Source organism: Mycobacterium simiae (genome assembly GCF_008370645.1).
Taxonomy (GTDB): domain Bacteria; phylum Actinomycetota; class Actinomycetes; order Mycobacteriales; family Mycobacteriaceae; genus Mycobacterium; species Mycobacterium simiae_A.
In genome coordinates, this window is record NZ_VTZN01000100.1 from 1 (window position 1) to 19984 (window position 19984).

The 19984-nt window shown below is 62.8% G+C and carries 19 protein-coding genes and 4 pseudogenes; 12 read left to right on the forward strand and 11 right to left on the reverse strand.

Going from position 1 to position 19984, the window contains the following annotated elements; genetic code table 11:
• The 3 genes from F0Q45_RS15990 to F0Q45_RS16000 form a co-directional block, all read left to right on the forward strand.
• Positions 1-452, forward strand: a 452-nt coding sequence (locus tag F0Q45_RS15990; RefSeq protein WP_149654873.1) for a TetR/AcrR family transcriptional regulator, incomplete at its 5' end; no start/stop codon positions are given.
• Positions 453-1430 carry an LLM class flavin-dependent oxidoreductase gene (locus F0Q45_RS15995; RefSeq protein ID WP_149654874.1) on the forward strand — a complete coding sequence of 326 codons (978 nt, stop codon included), beginning with the start codon at positions 453-455 and terminating at the stop codon, positions 1428-1430.
• A gap of 289 nt (positions 1431-1719) precedes the next feature.
• The gene (locus F0Q45_RS16000) at positions 1720-2529 is read left to right on the forward strand and encodes a polysaccharide deacetylase family protein (protein WP_188112984.1); all 810 of its coding nucleotides are present in this window, start codon (positions 1720-1722) and stop codon (positions 2527-2529) included.
• A gap of 85 nt (positions 2530-2614) precedes the next feature.
• On the opposite strand, the gene F0Q45_RS16005 is transcribed toward F0Q45_RS16000, so the two are convergent.
• From F0Q45_RS16005 to F0Q45_RS16015, 3 genes are read right to left on the reverse strand one after another with little or no spacing between them, the layout of a single operon-like run.
• A complete protein-coding gene (locus F0Q45_RS16005; protein ID WP_149654876.1) occupies positions 2615-3787 on the reverse strand; it encodes a CaiB/BaiF CoA transferase family protein in 1173 nt (390 codons plus the stop codon).
• Positions 3787-4374, reverse strand: coding sequence for a UGSC family (seleno)protein (locus F0Q45_RS16010; protein ID WP_188112982.1), 588 nt, complete (start codon positions 4372-4374; stop codon positions 3787-3789). Before F0Q45_RS16010 ends, F0Q45_RS16005 begins: the two co-directional genes overlap by 1 nt.
• Before the next feature lie 32 nt (positions 4375-4406).
• Positions 4407-5519, reverse strand: a complete 1113-nt coding sequence (locus F0Q45_RS16015) for a hypothetical protein (RefSeq protein WP_223163913.1) — start codon at positions 5517-5519, stop codon at positions 4407-4409.
• A 113-nt stretch (positions 5520-5632) separates the two neighbouring features.
• Between F0Q45_RS16015 and F0Q45_RS16020 the strand changes: the two genes are divergently transcribed.
• The gene (locus F0Q45_RS16020; RefSeq protein WP_149654877.1) at positions 5633-6670 is read left to right on the forward strand and encodes a LysR family transcriptional regulator; all 1038 of its coding nucleotides are present in this window, start codon (positions 5633-5635) and stop codon (positions 6668-6670) included.
• A 47-nt stretch (positions 6671-6717) separates the two neighbouring features.
• On the opposite strand, the pseudogene F0Q45_RS16025 reads toward F0Q45_RS16020, so the two are convergent.
• A pseudogene (locus F0Q45_RS16025) lies at positions 6718-7028 on the reverse strand (TetR/AcrR family transcriptional regulator); the annotation flags it as partial.
• Between F0Q45_RS16025 and F0Q45_RS16030 the strand changes: the two are divergent.
• From F0Q45_RS16030 to F0Q45_RS16040, 3 genes and pseudogenes are all read left to right on the forward strand, one after another.
• A pseudogene (locus F0Q45_RS16030) lies at positions 7017-7154 on the forward strand (alpha/beta fold hydrolase); the annotation flags it as partial. The pseudogenes F0Q45_RS16025 and F0Q45_RS16030 overlap by 12 nt on opposite strands.
• A gap of 79 nt (positions 7155-7233) precedes the next feature.
• The gene (locus F0Q45_RS16035) at positions 7234-7614 is read left to right on the forward strand and encodes a hypothetical protein (RefSeq protein WP_149654878.1); all 381 of its coding nucleotides are present in this window, start codon (positions 7234-7236) and stop codon (positions 7612-7614) included.
• Between the two features lie 179 nt (positions 7615-7793).
• A pseudogene (locus tag F0Q45_RS16040) lies at positions 7794-8471 on the forward strand (acyltransferase family protein); the annotation flags it as partial.
• A 4-nt stretch (positions 8472-8475) separates the two neighbouring features.
• Here F0Q45_RS16040 and F0Q45_RS16045 read toward each other — a convergent pair.
• Positions 8476-8922, reverse strand: coding sequence for a MarR family winged helix-turn-helix transcriptional regulator (locus F0Q45_RS16045; protein WP_149654879.1), 447 nt, complete (start codon positions 8920-8922; stop codon positions 8476-8478).
• A gap of 79 nt (positions 8923-9001) precedes the next feature.
• On the opposite strand from F0Q45_RS16045, the gene F0Q45_RS16050 reads away from it, so the two are divergent.
• From F0Q45_RS16050 to F0Q45_RS16065, 4 genes and pseudogenes are all read left to right on the forward strand, one after another.
• Positions 9002-9949, forward strand: coding sequence for an extracellular catalytic domain type 1 short-chain-length polyhydroxyalkanoate depolymerase (locus F0Q45_RS16050; RefSeq protein ID WP_149654880.1), 948 nt, complete (start codon positions 9002-9004; stop codon positions 9947-9949).
• A 512-nt stretch (positions 9950-10461) separates the two neighbouring features.
• A pseudogene (locus tag F0Q45_RS29375) lies at positions 10462-10753 on the forward strand (anti-anti-sigma factor); the annotation flags it as partial.
• 265 nt (positions 10754-11018) lie between these two features.
• The gene (locus F0Q45_RS16060; RefSeq protein WP_149654881.1) at positions 11019-12620 is read left to right on the forward strand and encodes an FAD-binding protein; all 1602 of its coding nucleotides are present in this window, start codon (positions 11019-11021) and stop codon (positions 12618-12620) included.
• Between the two features lie 285 nt (positions 12621-12905).
• Positions 12906-15173 carry an NADP-dependent isocitrate dehydrogenase gene (locus F0Q45_RS16065; protein ID WP_149654882.1) on the forward strand — a complete coding sequence of 756 codons (2268 nt, stop codon included), beginning with the start codon at positions 12906-12908 and terminating at the stop codon, positions 15171-15173.
• Here F0Q45_RS16065 and F0Q45_RS16070 read toward each other — a convergent pair.
• Positions 15157-16281 carry a CapA family protein gene (locus tag F0Q45_RS16070; RefSeq protein WP_149654887.1) on the reverse strand — a complete coding sequence of 375 codons (1125 nt, stop codon included), beginning with the start codon at positions 16279-16281 and terminating at the stop codon, positions 15157-15159. The two genes, F0Q45_RS16065 and F0Q45_RS16070, sit on opposite strands and share 17 nt — an antisense overlap.
• 301 nt (positions 16282-16582) lie before the next feature.
• On the opposite strand from F0Q45_RS16070, the gene F0Q45_RS16075 reads away from it, so the two are divergent.
• The gene (locus F0Q45_RS16075) at positions 16583-16987 is read left to right on the forward strand and encodes a nitroreductase family deazaflavin-dependent oxidoreductase (protein ID WP_149654883.1); all 405 of its coding nucleotides are present in this window, start codon (positions 16583-16585) and stop codon (positions 16985-16987) included.
• Between the two features lie 30 nt (positions 16988-17017).
• On the opposite strand, the gene F0Q45_RS16080 is transcribed toward F0Q45_RS16075, so the two are convergent.
• The 5 genes from F0Q45_RS16080 to F0Q45_RS16095 all read right to left on the reverse strand — a co-directional run.
• Complete coding sequence (locus F0Q45_RS16080; protein WP_149654884.1) at positions 17018-17758, reverse strand: DUF523 domain-containing protein; 741 nt, start codon at positions 17756-17758, stop codon at positions 17018-17020.
• On the reverse strand, positions 17759-18064 hold the full coding sequence (locus F0Q45_RS16085) for a hypothetical protein (RefSeq protein WP_262491032.1): 306 nt from the start codon (positions 18062-18064) through the stop codon (positions 17759-17761).
• Between the two features lie 164 nt (positions 18065-18228).
• Complete coding sequence (locus F0Q45_RS27800; protein WP_188112983.1) at positions 18229-18393, reverse strand: hypothetical protein; 165 nt, start codon at positions 18391-18393, stop codon at positions 18229-18231.
• 152 nt (positions 18394-18545) lie between these two features.
• Entirely contained in the window at positions 18546-18860 is a 315-nt protein-coding gene (locus tag F0Q45_RS16090; RefSeq protein WP_262491033.1) for an ANTAR domain-containing protein, read from the reverse strand.
• 208 nt (positions 18861-19068) lie between these two features.
• The coding region (locus tag F0Q45_RS16095; protein ID WP_149654886.1) for an LLM class F420-dependent oxidoreductase at positions 19069-19984 on the reverse strand (916 nt) is incomplete at its 5' end.

Consider the following 19984-nt stretch of genomic DNA (forward strand, 5'->3'; position numbering starts at 1 on the left):
TCAAGGCCACCGGCCAGGAGATCGAGGAGATCGTGTTGCCGCGGCTTCGCAACGCAGCAGCGCAGCACGACGACGTTGTCGACCGACTCGCTGCGGTGCTCGACGAGTCAAAGCAATTAATGCACGATTACCCGCACCTAGCCGCCTTCCTGCGGGCAATCCGCGTCGAAAGTTATGCCCGGTCGGCGCCCGAAGGCCCAAAGTACCCCGGCTCCAAGGCCCTGCGCGACGTCGTCAGCGAGATCGTCGAAGACGCCCGCGAACAAGGAATGTTTTCCGCGGCCACCGATGCGACCGCGGCGGTGGAAGCCATCTGCGCTTTGACGCGTGGGTTGTCGGAGCAGGCGGCAAGTCTGCCGCCGGAAGGCTACGAGGCCACGCTGAGGTCGGCGAAGAAACTGATCCGGGGAACGCTCTTCGCAGGAGTCAATCGGACATCCGGCGGGCAGTAGATGAGCTTGCTCACCGCATTGCGGCTCAACATGACCAATATTGCCGATCCTGCGGCCCGTCACACCGGTCGCTACCAAGCCGCGCTGGACATGGCGGAGTACGCCGATAGTCACGGCTTCACCGCGGTGAGCGGTGAGGAACATCATTTGGCCGCGACAGGCTGGCTTCCGTCGCCGCTGATTCTGGCCGCCGCGATCGCCGGCCGAACGCGCCGGCTGCGCATCAGCATCAATGCCCTCATCGTGCCGCTGTACGATCCGATTCGGCTCGCCGAGGATATCGCCGTGTTGGACAACCTAGCCCTGGGCCGCTTCAGCCTTGTTGCCGGAATGGGTTACCGGCCTGAGGAATACCACGCGGCGCGTAAGGACTGGTCACAGCGCGGTGCCCTAATGGATCACTGTCTGTCGGTGCTACTCACGGCGTGGCGTGACGAGCCGTTCGAATATGACGGCGCACTGATCAACGTCACGCCGAAACCACACACGCGCCCACATCCCATTGTTTTCGTCGGCGGCATGACCGCCGCGGCCGCCCGGCGAGCTGCGCGCTTCGGACTGCCGTTCTCACCGCCGATGGCCATGCCCGAGCTGGCCGAATTGTATGAGCGGGAGCTGCGCAGCCAAGGCAAGCAGGGCTTCGTTTACCATCCTGAAAACGGCAGCACAGTCACCCTCGTGCACGCCGACCCTGATCAAGCTTGGGCCCGCTATGGCGGATTCATCATGAACGAAGCCGCCGAATACAGCTCCTGGAAGCAGGCCCGCGTTCCGCGCCCCAATGAAATTCCTGCCGCCTCAGTTCAAGAGCTGCGCGGCCTCAACAATGTCGAGATCCTCACCCCCGCCCAGTTACTTGGCCAAATCCGTCGCGGCAGAAAAGAAGTCGTCGTGAATCCGCTCATTGGTGGGCTTCCGATCGACGAAGGCTGGGCTACTTTGCAGCTGCTGGTCGATGAGGTCCTTCCGCGCGTGTGAGAACCGCGTCGTCATCCGGCGCCCGCCGTAGGACGTTGCTGCCGCGCAGGTGACCTCGATTTGATGATCCGAACCCAGTCGCCGTTGCTGGGGCCCTGTAACGATTGCGGTCAACCGGCACAAACGGCGGACTCTCGCGCGCTCAACGCGGCATATCGGCCCTGGTGATGGTACGGTTCGCTGCTGTGGTGGCTTCCTCTTGCGGCACGGGCATCCCGGATGCGGGCAAGCCTGCACCCTCATCTGCCCCACTGCAGGAATGGCCGATTGCGACCGTCGAATGTCAGAGCTGAATCGGCGCCGCTTCCTCGGGTCGCTCGCCGCTGCCACTGTCGTCGGGGTCGGGGCGGCGCGGTGCATGGTCGACCCGCAACCGCGGACCTTTGCCCAGACGACACCGGCGTCTGGCGCGGCACCCTCCGGCCCGACCGTCGCCGGCTTGTTGCCGCCGCCACCCACGAGTGCGCGCATCCGATTGCCGGGCGGCGGGGTGCTAACCCAGCTTCCCGGCAAGGGCGATTTGCTTGCGCTCACCGTCGATGATGGCGTCAACAGTGAAGTGGTGCGCGCCTATACGCAATTCGCCAAAGACACCGGCGTGCGGCTGACGTTCTTCGTCAACGGCACTTACGACTCCTGGACCGACAATCTGGTGCTGCTTCGGCCACTTGTCGACTCTGGCCAGATCCAACTCGGTAATCACACCTGGTCGCATCCGGATTTGACGACCTTGACGAAAAGTGAGATCGCGCAACAGCTCACCCGCAACGACAGTTTCTTGAAGAAAACCTACGGCATTGGCGCGAAGCCATATTGGCGGCCTCCGTATGCGAAGCACGATGCCGCAGTTGACGCAGTGGCTGCCGACCTCGGCTACACGGTCCCGGTGCTGTGGTCGGGTTCGCTGTCAGATTCGACGTTGATCACCGAGGACTACATCGTGAAGATGGCGGACCAGTACTTCACTCCTCAGGCGATCGTTATCGGACACCTCAATCACCTGCCGGTCACTCACGTCTATCCGCAACTCGTCGAGATAATCCGAGCGCGAAGCCTTCGCACCGTCACCCTCAACGACGTATTCCTCAGAAATCCGTAGGGACTGTGCCCCGCCGCGCGCACAGGGCAGCCTACCGGCGTAAACCCAACCTGGGACGCGCCAAGCGAACACGGACCTTCGGCTGTCACGCGGTCTCGCGTCGTTGCTTGAGCTTGGTGAGCCAGTTGCGGATGTCGGCGCCGTGTTCGCCCAACCGCGGTGCCCTGAGGCGGTAGGTCACCGGTGTGGCGGAGAAATTTATCGGGCTGGCCACCTGGCGGCCGAGTTTGTCGCCGTCCTCGGTGTTGCGGATCGGGTGCAAGCACAACTCGTCGGCAAGGGCGAATGCTTCAGCGATGTTGTTGACGGTGCCGGCTGGAACTCCCAGCGTGTGCATGATCCTGGTCCAGTAAGCGGCCGAGTTGGGCGCTAACGCGCGTTCCAGTCTCTCCTGCAACAGCTTCCGGTTTTGAACCCGGCGTTCGTTGGTCAGGAATCGTTGATCTCGCGCCAGGTCGGAGGTGCCCAACACGTCGCAAAGTTGGGCAAAATGCTTGTCGTTGCCCACCGCCAGCACGATCATCCCGTCGCCAGTCGCGTAGGTGTCGTAAGGGACGATGCTGGCGTGTCCGTTGCCCATCGCATCCGGGATCTCGCCGGTCAGAACATAACTGGCGGACTGATTGGCCAGCGCAGACAGTAGTGCCGACATCAAGTTGACTTGGACATGTTGGCCTCGCCCGGACCGGTCACGCTCGCGCAGCGCCGCCAGGATACCGACGGTAGCGAACAGGCCCGCCAGGACATCCACTAGAGCCACCCCGGCCTTGATCGGGTGCTCGGGATCCGGTCCGGTGATACTCATCAGCCCACCCAGCGCCTGTACCAGCAAGTCGTAGCCGGCCAGATCGGCTCCGGCTGCAGCGCCGAACGCGGTGATGCTGCAGTACACCAGCGCCGGGTTGGCCTTACGGAGTGTGGGCTCATCCAAGCTGAACTGTTCCATGACGCCTGGGCGGAAATTCTCCACCAGCACATCAGCGCGTGCGGCAAGGGACCTGGCCACGCCCAGGTCCTCGGCGACGCGCAAGTCGAGCACGATGCTGCGCTTATTGCGGTTGACGCCTAGGTAATAGGCGCTTTGATCACCGACGAACGGAGGGCCCCATCCTCGGGTGTCGTCGCCGCCTGGCCGTTCGACCTTGACGATCTCCGCGCCCAGATCACCGAGAGTCATCGTGCAGAACGGCCCAGCTAGCACCCGGGAGAAGTCGGCTACCAGCAGCGTCGAAAGCGGTGGTGGAGCAGTGTCATTCATCACGTGCCGATCGGCCCGAACACCGCTGCCGGCTTACCGTTCCCGCGTGATAAAGCGGCCGCACCGAACCAGATCCGAAGGGCTTGGGAGGTGATCTCGTCGGCGCGCGACTCCAATTGATCGAGGGTCAGACTACTGATCGGATGCGTTGTGACGGCGGGTTGCAGGCCGGCCATCCCGCGCGACTCACGCTGCAGGCGGGCCTCGTGCTCGAACTCCGTTGTCACGATGACAACCGTGGGCAGCCCTGCGGATTCCAGGCGCACCGCGTCGTTGACACACGCCGAGCAACATGAGCCGCAGTCGCCGATCGCGGTCAATGCCATGTCGTTTTCCGCGGCGATCTGACCGATCAGTTCGGTACTGGCATCCGAGGAAAAGTGGTGCTTGTCGTAGTAGTTGATCGCGGCGAAAGTGAGTGCGTGGTTGCCCAACTGACGCACCGTGGCACGCAACAACTTTGCCGCATTCCATTTGGTATTGCTCAGCACGCCCAGGCGTAACCCCACGGCCCTGCTCGGCCGAGGGGCCAGGGGAATGGCATCCACCTCGATAACGCCGCGCGGATCATAGACAAGATCGGTCATCGAATTTCTCCCTCGTTGTATTCAGTCGGGGCTCAAAGGCGGCAGGAGCCGTCAGAGCACTCGAGGTCGCGGCCGCTTCCGACGGAGCCGGCGACGCGGTCTTCGACGGCCCGCAACACCGGCGTCGTTGCGGTGCTCCACCCCGGCAGGAACGCCGAGAAGCGGCCGGCGGATCCACCGGCGACAAACAGGTGAATGTCGTCGGGAGTGAACACGATCGGCAGCCGCCTGCCTGACTCGCGTGGATACCACTTCGGGAGGTTGCGGTTGTAGGTGCGCCCTCCCGGCGGCGCGTAGTGGTTGTGGTAGCTCACGTCGTCCCAGTCGTTGGTGCCGTTGAGCCACAGGTAGCGACGGACGTCGTCGCGGGTCCAGCCGAAAGAACCGATGGTGTGCGCGTGCTCCACACCTATTACCACGGTGCAGGAGCCGCCGAGTACTGCATTGTTGTGGGCGACGGTGCTCATCGCCGAGGCAATGGAGTCCAAGATCCCTTCGGGGTCATCGGAGATGTGATTGGTGACGCTGTGCGGGGCTTCGGCTCCGATGACAAGTACCGTACTGTCTTCCGGCGCGTAGCCGTGCTCAACATGATAGGGCGCCCAGGGGCTGGCCTCTTCATTCTCGGCGATGCAGAATGTGTACTTGCCCGGGTGGCCCAGGGTGCTCTTGTCAAGTTCGCCTGGAATGCCGCCGCCGACGGTAAGCATGATGAGCCGAACCGCGCGCCCAATGGTGGCGTTGGCGCGGTTGCCCGAACCGAATACATTGCCGCCAGAGTTCATTCCGATCTGGCGCGCTATCGGCCCGTTAACCACGATCAGCGGCGAGACGACGTGAGTCGTGGCCTGAATCCCGTTGAGATTGAACCGAGTGTCAGTCAAGGCGAGAATGGCCGCCCGCACGACGGGTGCGTATTCGGGTTTGCACCCGGCCATGACCATGTTGACGGCGAGGAGTTCACGGGTCAGGCTGCCCCACCGCGGCGGGATGCGCGCGACCAGTTCCTGGGGGTCCCTGCCCAACGCCTCCAGCATGGCGCCGACGCGCTCCGGAGTCGGCGGAACCACGGGCAGCCCGTCGCTCCAGGGTTGGTCGAAGTAATGCTCGACCAAGTCGAGGTCGTCAGCAATCACAGCGGTCATATGGTTGCCTTCCTGGGGGGATCCGGGGGATCTGGTCACCGTTGGCATAACCGTAGGCCGGCTCCGTCTTCTGTGTCCAAGACATATTCAGACAGACGTTATATATTCCGTATATGAGAGATCCGGAGCTGCGCTTGCTCCGCTACTTCGTGACCGTGGCCGAGGAACGACACTTTGGTCGGGCGGCAGAGCGACTGCATATCGCCCAACCACCGCTGAGTCAGCAGATTCAAAAGCTGGAACGCCAACTGGGAGTGGACCTCATCGATCGGTCTCGGCGTCCGATCGAACTCACCGACGCAGGCAACGCCCTGTTCGCCGAGGCTAAAATGGCGCTCACGCACGCCGAGCGGGCATTCGCGGCGGCACGCAGGGCCGCCATTGGCCAGCTCGGTCACCTTCATATCGCAGCACTGCAGGCAGCGGTGGACGGCATTCTGGCGCACGTCATGCGTGCGCATCGCCGCCGCTATCCCAACGTCAAGCTCGAACTCACCGAGATGGACACCACTGACCAACTGGCCCACCTGCTCGAGCACCGCATCGACATCGGATTCTTGCGTGGCCCGGTTGATGACCCAGCACTGACCATCCAAACCCTGATCGACGACCCGCTGGCCGTGGTCGTATGTGCGGACAACCCGCTCGCTGAGCTGCAGCGCATCGCCCCGTCACTTCTGGCAGATCAGCCGATGGTCCTGTGGACGCGTAGCGCAGCAGCCACCACCTACGCTGACGTCGTTGAGCTCTTTCGGTTGCACAATATTGAACCGCCGATCGTCGACGAAGTGCCGCGGATCCAAACCGTCCTGGCCCTGGTGGCATCTGGAGCCGGGAGCGCTTTGCTGCCAACATCATTCATTAATCTCAGTCGAAGAGGTGTGCGCTTTATCCCGCTGCACGGCCCGCTGCCCCACCGCCCACTGGCCTTGGCCTGGCGCAGCTCCAATCAATCACCAAGTGTGCATTGTTTTCTCGACGTGGCAGTGCAGGAATCCCCGCACTACCTCGACGAGCTGAGACAGCACTACCCGCAACTCGGGTCACCGAGTAAGCGACCGTCACCGCGATTACCTTTACCCGACACGGCGCTCAACGAAAGCCGTCAGGAGGGTGATCACGATGTGGGGGCCGCTGGGCATCGGCGGTGATAACAAATTCGCGGGCCAACGGCTCGTCACTGAAACGCGCTCCACACCTAGTCGCCCAGCATGCCTTCGATGAGCCGGTTAGTACCTGTCCAATCTCTAGGCGGGCCTGCTCTTGGTCGTCGGCGGTGGCGATGGCCATGGCGGCCTCGTCGAGTGCCCCGATCAGCACCGTCGCCAGCGGTCGCACCGGTTGAGGAACAAGTTGGCCCGCGCGGATGGCCTCGGTGAGCAACTACTCGGTCATACCCAGGCTGTACCGCTGGGCGACCTCGCGCAAGCCGGCCCAGGCCAGCACAGCAGGCGCGTCCAGCAAGATCAGCTGCCACACCTCGGGATCGCCAGAAACCTCGAGGACGGCGAACGCTTGGCCGCGACCATTCCGAACGCGCGGCTTGAGGTGATCGAGCGCGCCCGGACCTTCTCGATGTTGGACCGGCCAGATAGGCTCGCCGACCTGTTGTCGATCGCGGCAACGCGCACCTAGCTGGGTGCTGACAGCCTTCGGCAAGAAGATTGGCGCGGCGGCATCGAAGCGCAAACGAAGAGGAATAGAATTTCGGCTTGTGACGACCCCGTCGAACCCGTGGGGCGACGAACGACGCAGACTCTCGCATCAGCTGCCGATGCGCGATCACTTTTTCGGTCGCAGGCAGGCGCGACGCTTAAGCCGGCGCTTCGCTCGGGTGGGCGTCGAGATCCCACCGGCACGCCTTCGGGAGATGCTGGCCGGATTGCCCGTCTCAGACGATGAACTGACGAGTGTCAGTTTCGCTTTGATCGCCATGCAGTTCAACCATGAGCAGCGGCTTGCTCAACTACAGCGGCTACAGCGCCGTTGCCGGCGCGCAGTGATCTCGGTCGGCTTGGCAATCGTCGCGTTGAACTTCCTGCTGTGCATCGGCTACCTCTTTTTGGCCCTGACCCAACAGTCCCCGACGTTGTGAAGCGGCGGTGTGCTGTACGGGCACGCCGGTCGCCCCCGAGCCGACGGCGTCGGGCCCAGTTAGCCCACCCGTCCTCAGATACACAAGCTCCCGGTAGCCCTACCCAAACATGACGAGTAGAACCAAAAAGGCCAACCCGCGCATCGATCGGCGATGCTCCCGGCAGGACAACTCTGATGAGCACAGTAGTTACGTCGGTTTCACTATTTGTCACCAACATTGCGCTGCTGCGTTGGAAACCCTACGAGCTAAGTCTGGTCGGTATCGAAGGCCAACGGCTGCCCAACATGAGCCCGCCGTCGCTGCTGTTAGCCGGTCACCCAATCATTTTGAGCGCGTTGGCAATCGCCGCTGCACCCAGGATCGCTCGATGGGCTCAGCGGCCGCGCGTGTGGTGGCTGACCGCAATTGGCGACTCCGGCGCCATGACCTTGTACCTCTGGCATATGCCCGTGCTGCCACGCGTTCATCTGCTCTTCGACACCTCCGGTCGTCGCCAACCCGGCCAACAAGGTTTCCTCACGATCAGCATTGAGCAATTCTTCATTACGGTCGGCGTGATGGCGGTGTTGTTCATTGCGTTGCGCCCGCTGGAGAACAATCCACTGCCTAGCTGGGATGGCGTACCTGCCATTACAACAGTGTGGCGTGGCGCGGTGATTGGCATGCTGCTGTGCGTGGCTGGGGCCACGATTTTGGCTGCGGTGCAGTGGGGCCTCAAAGACGACAGACTTGCCTGCGTCGCAGACATGCTCACCGCATTGGTGGCTGCTCGGTTGCTGGCGGCGGCGCGACTCCCACTGGGTGGGGGGCGGCGGCGCCACAGGCATCCGTTCAAAGTGCACGCCGCGCGGTAGGCGGTTAGTCGGGCTCGTCGGCCAGCAACAGCCGCAACGTCTTGCGCAGTTCACCAAGTCGGCGCTGCCCAAGTATCTGTTCCCAGCGCTTTTCCACATGAATTGCATTGCGACGCATCACGCGTAGCGCCTGGCGACCGCGCGGTGTCAGCTCGATGATCCGAACCCGGGCATCGACGGGGCTGGGCACGCGAGTCACGTAGGTGTGTCGTTCCAACGCGGACACTGCTTGGGCCACTGCCTGCCGGCTTACGCCGAGTCGATCAGCCAGATCCGAGGCATACAACCCCCCGGTAGCCAGGGGTAGGAGCAACACCGAATGCGCAGGGGTCAATCCGTCGAGGCCGGCCGCAGTGAAGGCCGCCCGTAATCGGGGGCCCCCGGTTGCCGCCACCAATTGCACCAGAGCCGGCACCGTAGGTTCCCACTCGGTATCCAGAAGACGTCGCACGACTGAAAAGTGTGCCACTAGTGGCAGAATTGGCAAGCTACTTGTCAATCTTGGGAGTGAGTGTCACCATCATGAGGTGATGACCGCTGGACGCGCCCGGGCCCGCAATGTCTTTCACGTGCTTGTGCTGGGCACGCTGGTCATGTTGGCGGGCGGGTGTTTTGATGGCCACGCCGTGGGAGCTCCCCGGTCAGCGACGATCCCGGTCGGTCAGTCCAGTCAGGCCATCGAGTGGGGCGGGGTCAGCAGAACCTTCAATCTCTATCGGCCCCAGGAACTTTTTGGTTCAGTCCCCGTGGTGGTGATGATGCACGGAGGCTACGGCACCGGCGCACAGGCTGAGAGGGCTTATCACTGGGATGCCAAGGCTGATAACGGACACTTCCTGGTCGTCTATCCCGACGGTCTTAACCGCGCTTGGAATGCCGGGTCGTGCTGCGGCATGCCTCAGCAATCCAACGTCGACGACATCGGTTTCATCAGCGCCATGGTCGGTGCCATCGAACAACAGATGCCCATCGATCCCACGCGCATCTATGCGACCGGCATGTCGAATGGGGCCATGATGGCGCTTCGATTGGGTTGTGAGACAGGCATTTTCGCTGCTATCGCACCCGTGGCGGGCACGCTGATGACCGACTGCTCACGAGCACAGCCGGCGTCACTGCTACAAATCCACGGCACCGCCGACGACAATGTCCCCTACGACGGCGGACCCGGTAAAGCGTTGAAAGTCAACGGAGCCCCACGCGTGAACGGTCCTTCGGTGCCATCGGTGAACGCCACCTGGCGTGCTATCGACAGCTGCGCGCCGCCGGTCTCGCACACTACTGGGGTGGTGACAACCGAAACAGCAGAATGCGCGGACGGACGCGCCGTGGAATTGATCTCGGTAGCTGGAGCGGGCCATCAGTGGCCGGGTGGTGTGCCCAACCCCAAGCTAGAAAGGCTGGGCCTTCCCCAACCGTCGACAGCATTCGACGCGACCGACACCGTTTGGCAGTTCTTCAGCCAGCACCACCGCTGATCCAGCCAGTCACCCCCGCTCAACCCCAGTGCTGGATCAATCGCGGGCCAACTCGCGGTGGCGGGCCTGGCGTCACCGCGGGCAAAGCCGGTAGCGGCGGCACCGGCGGGTCGCTGCTCGGCGAGAACGGCAACAACGGGTTGCCGTAGCCAGCCGGCGGACCGGGCGAGGTCAGCGTCGACGGCCGGCCGAGCGCGGCGGCGCGCCTGCGGCGCTTTATCGAAACAGCTCAGAAACGCAGTAGGTGACCGGCAAAGCGGATATCCGAGCGTTACTCGACGTCGCCACGTTAACCAATCCCGCTGCGGCGGAACCACGATCGCTGGTGCCGACACTGCGGGGCGCGACGCGCCGCCTTCATCCGCGGTATGCAGGACGTGAAACTGAACTAGGCCGCCCAACAGCGGGCAGGTGCTTTGCTTGGTTCGGATTGATCCAAACGCCGTAGCGCCTCCTTTTAGCTTCCGCGCGATCGGCGATCGGCAGGGCTAAGACAAAAGCCCCAGGCCCTAATAGCCCGAAGTTGCGCTGACTCTGAAGTTTTCGAGGTGGAGAAATCCCAGGCAGGTAGCGCGGTCGTGCTAACCGTCTCAGGAGAGGCCGACATGCTTACCGCGCCGCAACTGGCCAGGGCCATTCACGCTGCGCTGGCGGCCGTGCCCCGCGGCTCTCAACGTTGACCCTAAGGTGGAGTTTTTGGCCTCGGCCGGGATGACCGTCCTTGTCTCCGCTCCCGGCGAGGTCGTGCCACCCACTCGATTCGCCGTCGTCGCGTACGGTCCCGCCACCAGTCGACCGATCCGATGAAGCACTGAACAGTATCGCCGATCGGTGCGGCTCCGCTGCGCCTGGTGCGCCGAGAGCGTCCGTCGAACGCCTGATATCAGCCCATGTTAGATCGGCTGCTAGAAAAGGTTGCACTGCAACAGCTCTAGGTTCACATTAGTAGATCCGGCCACAATAGGCCTGCAAACCGAGGCCCCCAACCGACTTGCCCGATCAAACTGGGCATGAACTAGAACCTGTTACAGTTCAGCGCACAGAGCGGCACCTGATTGGGGTATTTGGTATGAGCGCATCCGCCGACGTTGTGGTGATCGGGTTCGGTGCAGCAGGTGTGTGCGCAGCCATCGCCGCCCGCGAGCAAAGTGCCGATGTCATCGCACTAGACCGGGCCAATGGTGGCGGCGCGACGGCGATATCGGGGGGAATTATCTATGCCGGAGCTGGCACCACAGTGCAGCAACAGGCCGGTGTCCACGACAGTTTCGAGCAGATGCTGGCTTATCTTCGTCTCGAGGTCGGGGATGCCGTCAGCCCGAAAACCCTGGAATCATTCGTGCGCAGTAGCCCGCAAATGATCGACTGGCTGAGCGAGTACGGAGTGCCGTTCGACTCCACACTGTGTCCCTACAAGACGTCGTTTCCGAATAATCGCTATTACCTTTATTACTCGGGCAGCGAAAACGCCGGCGAGTTCCGCTGCCGCACCCCGCCCGTCCAACGTGGCCATCGAGTGAAGGGGAAGGGCACCTCAGGCAAGATGCTGTATGCGCCCTTAGCTGAAGCTGCCGTCGCCCTCGGTGTTCGGTTTTGGCCCCAGACAACAGCCACCAAGCTGTTCCAGGATTCCTCCGGACGAGTGACTGGCGTGCAAGCCCTGACGATGCACCACGCGCCGGCGCGCATCCGCCGGGTGTACGCGACGCTGGCGCAGCTCTCAGCGAAACCCGGCATTTACTACCCGCCGCTTCGCCGCCTCATGGAGCGGCGCCTGCGGAATCTCGAGCAGCGCTACGCCAGGCCGGTTCAGATCCATGCGCGCCGCGCCGTGATCGTCTGCGCCGGAGGCTTCATCGCAAATACCGAATGGGTGCAACGCTTCGCGCCCCAGTACGTGGGCGGCCTTCAACTGGGTACCAGCGGTGACGATGGCAGCGGTATCGCGTTGGCGCAGAGCGTCGGAGCAGTCACCGACCGGATGGACAACGTCTCAGCATGGCGCTTCATCACCCCGCCGAGTGCATTCCTCAGCGCACTCATCGTCGATCGCCGAGGGCAACGCATCATCGACGAAAGCCGCTACGGGGCAGCTGTGGGCCAGGCCATGATGCGACACCATGGGGGTGAAGCGTGGATTCTCGCCGATGCCGCGTTGCTGCGGGAGGCGCGGCGTCAGCTGATGACACAGACATTGTGGTTTCAGCGCGCGCAGGTCGCGGCGTTGATGTTGGCCGACTCGATTAAGGCGCCGACACTGCGCGAGGTCGCAGCAGCCGCCGGCATCGATCCTGACGGCCTGCTGGCCAGCGTCGCGGCGCACAATGACGCAATCGACACCGGCGCAGCGGACCCGGCCGGAAAGCCCCCGGAATTTGTGCGCCGAGTCAGCCAGGCGCCGTTCACCCTGCTGAACATTTCGGTGCGTCCGAGCCTGCTTAACCCAACTCCGATGCTTACCCTGGGCGGTATCCGCGTCGATGAGCGCAGTGGAGCGGTCGTCAACCGATCCGGCGCACCGATCCCCGGGTTGTTCAGCGCGGGACGCACGGCAATCGGAATCTGCTCCAATTCCTACGTCAGCGGGCTCTCGATAGCCGACTGCATTTTTGCCGGTCGCCGCGCCGGGGTGCACGCGGCCAGGGAGCCGCTCGAGCGGATCGCACGATGAGCAAGCGCCACAGCGACCCGACCGGGTACCGGCCCGCTGCGAGGTCCAGGTGGCAACTGCTGCGAACAGCTGTCTTGTCAGGCGCACTCGGGCGCCAGGAGCAACGATGTGCGCAGCGACCCAGGTGGCTGTTGAGACGGTTGCCGGCTCGCCATCAACTTGCAAGGCAGTGACCGAACACTTGCCGAATGATTTTCGGCAGAATGGAGCCCGCGACACTGCAAGCCTCCGATACAACACTGAGCCACTCGAGATCTGACCAATAGCGACGCCGGGAGAAACAGGATGAGCGACGAGCAGCCGACCATCATCTACACGCTGACCGACGAGGCGCCGCTGCTGGCGACCTACGCCTTTCTGCCGGTTCTGCGCGCCTTCGCCGAGCCCGCGGGAATCACCATTCAGGCCAGTGATATCTCCCTGGCGACCCGCATCCTTGCCGAGTTTCCCGATTACCTGACCGAGGAACAGCGCGTCCCGGATGCCCTGGCCGAGTTGGGCCGGCTGACGCAGCTACCGGACACCAACATCATCAAGCTGCCGAACATCAGCGCCTCGGTGCCGCAGCTGGTGTCCGCCATCAAAGAATTGCAAGGCAAAGGTTTCAAACTGCCGGACTATCCGGCAGATCCCAAGACCGACGAAGAAAAAGAGCTTCGCAACCGCTATGCCAAATGCCTCGGCAGCGCGGTGAACCCCGTGCTGCGGGAGGGCAACTCCGACCGTCGCGCACCCAAAGCGGTCAAGGAATACGCGCGCAAGCATCCCCACAGCATGGGTGAGTGGTCGATGGCCTCGCGCACCCATGCGGCGACCATGAAGCACGGCGACTTCTACCACGGCGAAAAGTCAATGACCTTGGACCGGCCGCGCGACGTGAAGATGGAACTGGTGACCAAGCGGGGCGAGACGCTGCTGCTCAAGCCCAAGGTGTCGTTGGGCGAGGGCGAGATCATCGACAGCATGTTTATGAGCAAGAAGGCGTTGTGCGAGTTCTACGAGGAGCAGATGGAGGATGCGCGCAAGACCGGCGTGATGTTCTCGCTGCACGTCAAGGCGACGATGATGAAGATTTCGCACCCCATCGTCTTCGGCCACGCGGTGCGGACCTTCTACAAAGATGCCTTTGCCAAGCACCAGGAGTTGTTCGACGAGCTGGGCGTCAACGTCAACAACGGTTTGGTGGACCTCTACAGCAAGATTGAGTCGCTGCCCGCGTCGCTGCACGACGAGATCATCCGGGACCTGCACGCCTGCCACGAACACCGCCCCGAGCTGGCCATGGTGGATTCGGCCAAGGGCATCTCAAACTTCCATTCGCCCAGCGACGTGATCGTGGACGCGTCGATGCCGGCGATGATCCGGGCCGGTGGCAAGATGTGGGGCGCCGACGGGCGGCCCAAAGACACCAAGGCTGTGATGCCGGAGTCCACCTTTTCCCGCATCTATCAGGAGCTCATCAACTTCTGCAAGACCAACGGCGCCTTTGATCCGAGAACCATGGGCACCGTGCCTAACGTCGGCTTGATGGCGCAAAAGGCCGAGGAGTACGGCTCGCACGACAAGACGTTCGAGATTCCCGAAGACGGCGTTGCCAACATCGTGGACCTCGACAGCGGCGAACTGCTGTTGACGCAGAACGTGGAAAGCGGCGATATCTGGCGGATGTGCACCGTCACCGACGCGGCGATCCGCGACTGGGTCAAGCTGGCCGTCACTCGTGCCCGCAACTCCGGCATGCCGGTGCTGTTCTGGCTGGACCCCTACCGTCCGCACGAGAACGAGCTGATCAAAAAGGTCAAGCTCTATCTGCAGGACCACTACACCAACGGCCTCGACATCCAGATCATGTCGCAGGTGCGCGCCATGCGATACACCCTGGAGCGCCTGATCCGCGGGCTGGACACCATCGCCGCGACCGGCAATATCCTGCGCGACTACCTCACCGACCTGTTCCCAATTCTGGAGCTAGGTACCAGCGCCAAGATGTTGTCCATCGTTCCGCTCATGGCCGGGGGCGGAATGTACGAAACGGGGGCCGGCGGTTCGGCGCCTAAGCACGTCCACCAACTGGTGGAGGAAAATCACCTGCGTTGGGATTCGCTGGGCGAGTTCCTTGCCCTAGGCGCCAGCATGGAAGATATGGGCGCCAAGACGGGCAACAAGAAGGCCAAGATCTTGGGCAAGACGCTGGATGCCGCGATAGGAAAGCTCCTCGACAACAACAAAAGCCCGTCACGCAAGACCGGTGAGCTGGACAACCGAGGCAGTCAGTTCTATCTCGCCATGTACTGGGCGCAAGAACTCGCCGCGCAGAACGAAGACCAGCAGTTGCGAGATCACTTCACCGCACTGGCCGATGCGCTGCTCAAGAACGAAGACACTATCGTCGCCGAACTTGCCGAAGTACAGGGCGCAGAGGCGGACATCGGCGGTTACTATGCGCCGGACGCCGAGAAGACTACGGCGGTGATGCGGCCGAGCAAGGCGTTCAACGACGCTCTTGCTGAGTCAGCGGCCACGGACTCAGTGCAGGCTAAAGCCGGGACGTGACCTCGAGTAAGTCGTCGGGTCTAGCGTTGACATGAATCCCGAATTGGCGGCTGATGTGTTCGATGGAGTTACGAAGCCATTCGGCGTCAGCCTGGCAGGCACGCTGGAGTCGCATGCGCCGCACCCGCAGCGGAAGCATCCGGAGTGAGATGAGTTGTCCCTTGGCGGTATCCACGGAAGCGATATACAGCAGTCTGAGGTCGCTGCGGAAAGATTCGTGCCCGCCGATGCCCTCGTAGTCGTCGATGACGTCGCCGCAGCCATACAGGATCGGTTTGCCGCGGTATATCTCGATCGGCCGGGGGTGGTGCGAGGAGTGGCCGTGGACGATGTCGATGCCGGCGTCGATAAGTTGGTGTGCGAACGCAACGTCGCTTGACGCGATCGCATGGCCCCAGTTCGATCCCCAGTGCACCGAAACGATTGTGATATCGCCGTCGTGCTTGTGTGCCAGCACCTGAGCCGCTACGTCGTCGGCGGCCTGTTGTTCCGATGGGTCTCGGATCAACCAAACCCCCGGCCGATCGCGGTGTGCTGCCCAGGATTCGGGGACTCCGCTGGACATCATCGCCATCGAACCGACGATCACTCGGTGCTCATCGTGCACCAGTACCGCTGCCGGGCGGCGGGCAGTGAGTAGTTCGGCGCCGGCTCCGCTGCCTTGGATCCCCTCCCGTTCAAGAGCCGCGATTGTGTCGGTCAGCCCCTGATAACCGAAATCGAGAATGTGGTTGTTCGCCAAGGCGCATACGTCTGGCTGTAACGCCGTCAGTGCGGGCAGGTTATCCGGATGCATCCGATAGCAGACCGGCTTGCGGTCGGCGAACTGGCCATCAGCGGTGATCGTGGTCTCTAAATTGATTAAGCGAACGTCAGGGGTGGCGTCGTGGAGGACCTCCAGCACATCGCCCCAGGGCCAGTTCCACTCCGCGGGGCGTGGAATCGGCCCGTTCGCGTGCTCGGCCAGGCGAACATATCCCCGCGCATCACGCATGTAGGCCTCGCGTAATTCGGGTTCACCCGGGTGGGGCAGGATTTGATCGACGCCCCGCCCGAGCATGACGTCACCCCCGAGCAGCACCGTCACGCCACCAGAGTCACCGACCATATCCGCCACCCACCGCCGGATAATCGATACGATCGCCGCCACCATCGCACACAAGCCAACCGCGCGACGAGAGGTCGAACGTCCTCAAGACTGCGCCAAAGGTCCCACCGACAGCGCTTGGCCGGCTCGAGCACCAGGGTGCCGCGCGGACACCCACTTGCTTTCTAAGGTCGCAGGGACAAAGGACCCTAGGACCTCGCACCCGCGAGGTTTAGCATGGGCAAGTCTGAAGATCCAACTGCGCGAGGGTATTTCACGCGCCGGTGGTTGGCATACCTACCCGCCGGGAAGAAGGCTCATCATGGCGGTCCTTGATACCGTGCGAGTGTTCAACAAACACCTGCTCAATCCAGCGATGATGCGTATGGCCGGCCGCAAGCACTGGTACGCGGCAGTCATCGAACACGTCGGGCGTCACAGCGGCAAGAAGTACGCCACGCCCGTGGTTGCGGAACAAGCTAGCGACGGCTTCATCATCCCGCTGCCCTATGGCACACACACCGATTGGCTTCGGAATGTGTTGGCCGCCGGTCAAGCGACTATCCGAGTGCACGGCGAAACGTATGAGGCCGTCGCACCGCAGATCATCGACGCCGCGACTGCCGCGCCGCGGCTGAACCCTCGTCGACGACGTGCCTTCGACCGGTTCAAAGTGAAAAGCTATCTGGAAATGAAGCCCGCGCCCACGCCGTCAGCACAGCGCTGACGCATGCTTGGTCACCGGCACTTACGATTGCTAACCGAAGACCGGCATCCCGTCGCTGTTGTCTGAGGCCGGCCGCACAGTGCCCAACGTTCGCGGCGGGCCTGTTGCGAGTACTGCCTGCCGCTTCCCGCACAGCTCCGCGGCAAGGTCATGCTCGAATACCGGCACGGCGAGTCGGCGGCGCTTCAATACCCGGTCGAGTGCCTTGATGAATAAGCCCTCGCCCGAGCGACGGCAGGCCAAAACGGCCTGCTCATTCATGACTTCTCGAGACAAAGCCGCCGCAGGACACGCTGCCACCACATCCAGCGAGGCGCGTAGATCAAGGGTGGTGAACACCCCACAGGATGGCGAGGCGCCAATCCCGACGATGCCAGCCACTGTGATGCCCGACCGTTGATAATCGGCTATATCACGTGCGACCTGCCGCGCGAGACGGTAGTAAACGATCTTGGTCCACCAGACGAACGCACTGAGCAGAACGCCGCGCGCTGGATAAAGCGGTCCACCCTTGGAGTGGTATAGCCGCAGGCTGTGGCGTTTGAGCACGCCACCCCAGGCCAGCCGCTCGGGGCACGGCAGCTGATGGATGCCGTAGCCGGCGGCGATGAGTTCATCGACAATCTCGACCACGGCCCCGGGCCGGGTAGCGCCCCCCGCATAACGCGTGTTTTCGTTCAGCAGGCAGTGCGATACGAGAACCACGCGGCGGCTGCGATCGTCGCGTAGCCGGTCGAGCAGCAACCGAGCCGACCCCAAATGGTGCGACATTCAACGAGATACGGGCTGAGGTTGTTCACCCGCCCACACAGGTCGCCCGCGTTGACCGTCGGTTGCAATATTCGTCGACTTTTGCTGCTGCTCTTGAGGTTTGGTGACCCAGCCAAAATACCCCAGTGTCAGGCTCACCGCTAAGTAGAGCCCGGCCTCCGTCCACATGTATCCGACGCTCCACCGTCTACCCAGGAAGACTGGTTCGTTGATGAGGCCTCGAGATGTTGCCACGGCATACGCGGCGTGGACGTAGGCCAGCGCCGCAAACGATCCCGAGAGAAACTTAGACACTTCGCGGTTCATGCTGTGTTCCCTCCAACAGCTCACTTGCGATCGTGTGCGATCGGTATCGCTTGGGCTGCTCGCCGACCTTGCGATATTCCTCGCAGTCGTCTTCATGCTTCAGCGGCTCGAATTCCTAGTTCAGTCTCGCCGTGCCTGCAGCTGGCTGCTAGGGACCGAAGTCCCTACCAACCAGGGATTTCGGCCATCAGCGGGTCTGGCGTGGCCTCGCGAGGCTGCACCTGTGGGCGGTGCTGGGTAACCGTCCCGATGACGTCGTGCATTCGGTCGCCTTCGCCTCGCTCGTCGCCGGCAACCTGGCGTTGATCCTGGCGAATCGCCGCCGGCATACACGGCCAAGCTGGCGACAATACGAGCGGCGGCCGCCGTCACTGGCCGAGGCGCTTGACGGGATGGCTAGGCCGCACCTGGTCGGGAATCGATGGTGCCGTCATCCGAAATTGACGTAACCATGGGGATCTCCCACGCGTTAGGGCGGTCGTCAGATGTGTCGCTTTTGCTCGCGACTCGGGTCGTGGGCGGATTTGCTCACCAATTCGCCCCAGGCTCGATCAGCCGCCGAGACCACCGCATCGTCGAGGTGATGGGTTCCATTGTTCTCGGCGATTGCGACGAGCGCATCCGCCAACTCCATGGGGGCCACATTGTGTCGTTTGGCCGTTTCCACGATATCGACGAACGCCTCATCGAGGCTGCAATGGCGCAAAGCAACCAACACGCCCTCCGCCGCGGCAAGGGATCGCTGACCGTTACGACCACGACCGCGGGCGTATCCATTCACTTTTTCTGGCTTCACGATCCGCTCCTTTGGTCCGCGGTAGCTTCGATGGTGCCCCGCGGTGTCACACCACCGGCAGGGCCGTAAGTCCCGCCGATACGGGCCGAAGGCCACCCATAGCAAGCCTCGATGCTGGCCGCTGCGCATGTCCAGCATGGTGTCAGCCTTCCACCCTGCCATTACCGTCTGCGGCGGCGGTGCTGAGCAGGTGAGCGCAGCTGGCCAGTTAGTCCACCAGCTGCCGCAGGGTTTCGATGAGCTTGATCCTCTCAGCCGGCGTCGCCGCAAGAGGTGTCACCGTCAAGGTGGTAACACCGGCCGCCCGGAACGCTGCCACCCGTTCCTTGACGAACTCCGGTGTGCCGATTAGCGAGATGTCTCGCACCAGTTCGTCGGGCACCACCTTGGCCGCACCCGCCTTATCGCCAGCCAGGTAAAGCTCTTGAATGCGGTCGGCTTGCGGGCCGTATCCGTATCCAGTCGCCAAGGTGTGATAGAAATTCTTACCTTTTGCGCCCATGCCCCCGATGTAGAGCGCAAGGTTTGGTTTGACGAATTCTCTTAGTGGCTCCGCGTTCTCGCCGATAGCCAAGGCGGGGCCCGCGTATACCTCGAGTTCGCCCAGTGCGGGGTCGCGCTTGGCCCGGCCAGCGGCCAGAGCCGAGCCCCACACGTCCTGAGCCTTCTCCGGCAGATAGAAGATTGGTTGCCAGCCCTCGGCGACCTCGGCGGCCAGCTCCACATTCTTCGGCCCGAGCGCCGCCACCAAGATCGGAATGCGCTCCCGGACAGGATGATTGATCAACTTGAGCGGTTTGCCCAGTCCGGTGCCCTGCTCAGCGGGCAGTGGGATCTGGTAGTGCTTGCCCTGATACTGCAGGTACTCGCGGCGCCACACCAGACGGCAGATGTCGATGACTTCGCGGGTGCGGGCAATCGGGGCGTCGTAGGGCACCCCGTGGAAACCTTCGATCACCTGCGGGCCGGAGGCGCCGAGGCCGAGGGTGAACCGGCCGTCGGAGACGTAGTCGAGTCCGGCTGCGGTCATTGCGGTGAGCGTGGGGGTCCGGGTGTAGAGCTGCAGAATGCCCGAAGCCAGTTGAACCCTTTCGGTGCTGGCCGCCAGGTAGCCCAGCGCGCTG

Coding starts and splice junctions, on each gene's coding strand:
- F0Q45_RS15995 (WP_149654874.1), top strand. CDS start 453: ATGAGCTTGCTCACCGCATTGCGGCTCAACATGACCAATATTGCCGAT.
- F0Q45_RS16005 (WP_149654876.1), bottom strand. CDS start 3,787: ATGAATGACACTGCTCCACCACCGCTTTCGACGCTGCTGGTAGCCGAC.
- F0Q45_RS16010 (WP_188112982.1), bottom strand. CDS start 4,374: ATGACCGATCTTGTCTATGATCCGCGCGGCGTTATCGAGGTGGATGCC.
- F0Q45_RS16015 (WP_223163913.1), bottom strand. CDS start 5,519: ATGACCGCTGTGATTGCTGACGACCTCGACTTGGTCGAGCATTACTTC.
- F0Q45_RS16020 (WP_149654877.1), top strand. CDS start 5,633: ATGAGAGATCCGGAGCTGCGCTTGCTCCGCTACTTCGTGACCGTGGCC.
- F0Q45_RS16050 (WP_149654880.1), top strand. CDS start 9,002: ATGACCGCTGGACGCGCCCGGGCCCGCAATGTCTTTCACGTGCTTGTG.
- F0Q45_RS16060 (WP_149654881.1), top strand. CDS start 11,019: ATGAGCGCATCCGCCGACGTTGTGGTGATCGGGTTCGGTGCAGCAGGT.
- F0Q45_RS16065 (WP_149654882.1), top strand. CDS start 12,906: ATGAGCGACGAGCAGCCGACCATCATCTACACGCTGACCGACGAGGCG.
- F0Q45_RS16070 (WP_149654887.1), bottom strand. CDS start 16,281: ATGGTCGGTGACTCTGGTGGCGTGACGGTGCTGCTCGGGGGTGACGTC.
- F0Q45_RS16075 (WP_149654883.1), top strand. CDS start 16,583: ATGGCGGTCCTTGATACCGTGCGAGTGTTCAACAAACACCTGCTCAAT.
- F0Q45_RS16080 (WP_149654884.1), bottom strand. CDS start 17,758: ATGTCGCACCATTTGGGGTCGGCTCGGTTGCTGCTCGACCGGCTACGC.
- F0Q45_RS16085 (WP_262491032.1), bottom strand. CDS start 18,064: ATGAACCGCGAAGTGTCTAAGTTTCTCTCGGGATCGTTTGCGGCGCTG.
- F0Q45_RS27800 (WP_188112983.1), bottom strand. CDS start 18,393: ATGCCGGCGGCGATTCGCCAGGATCAACGCCAGGTTGCCGGCGACGAG.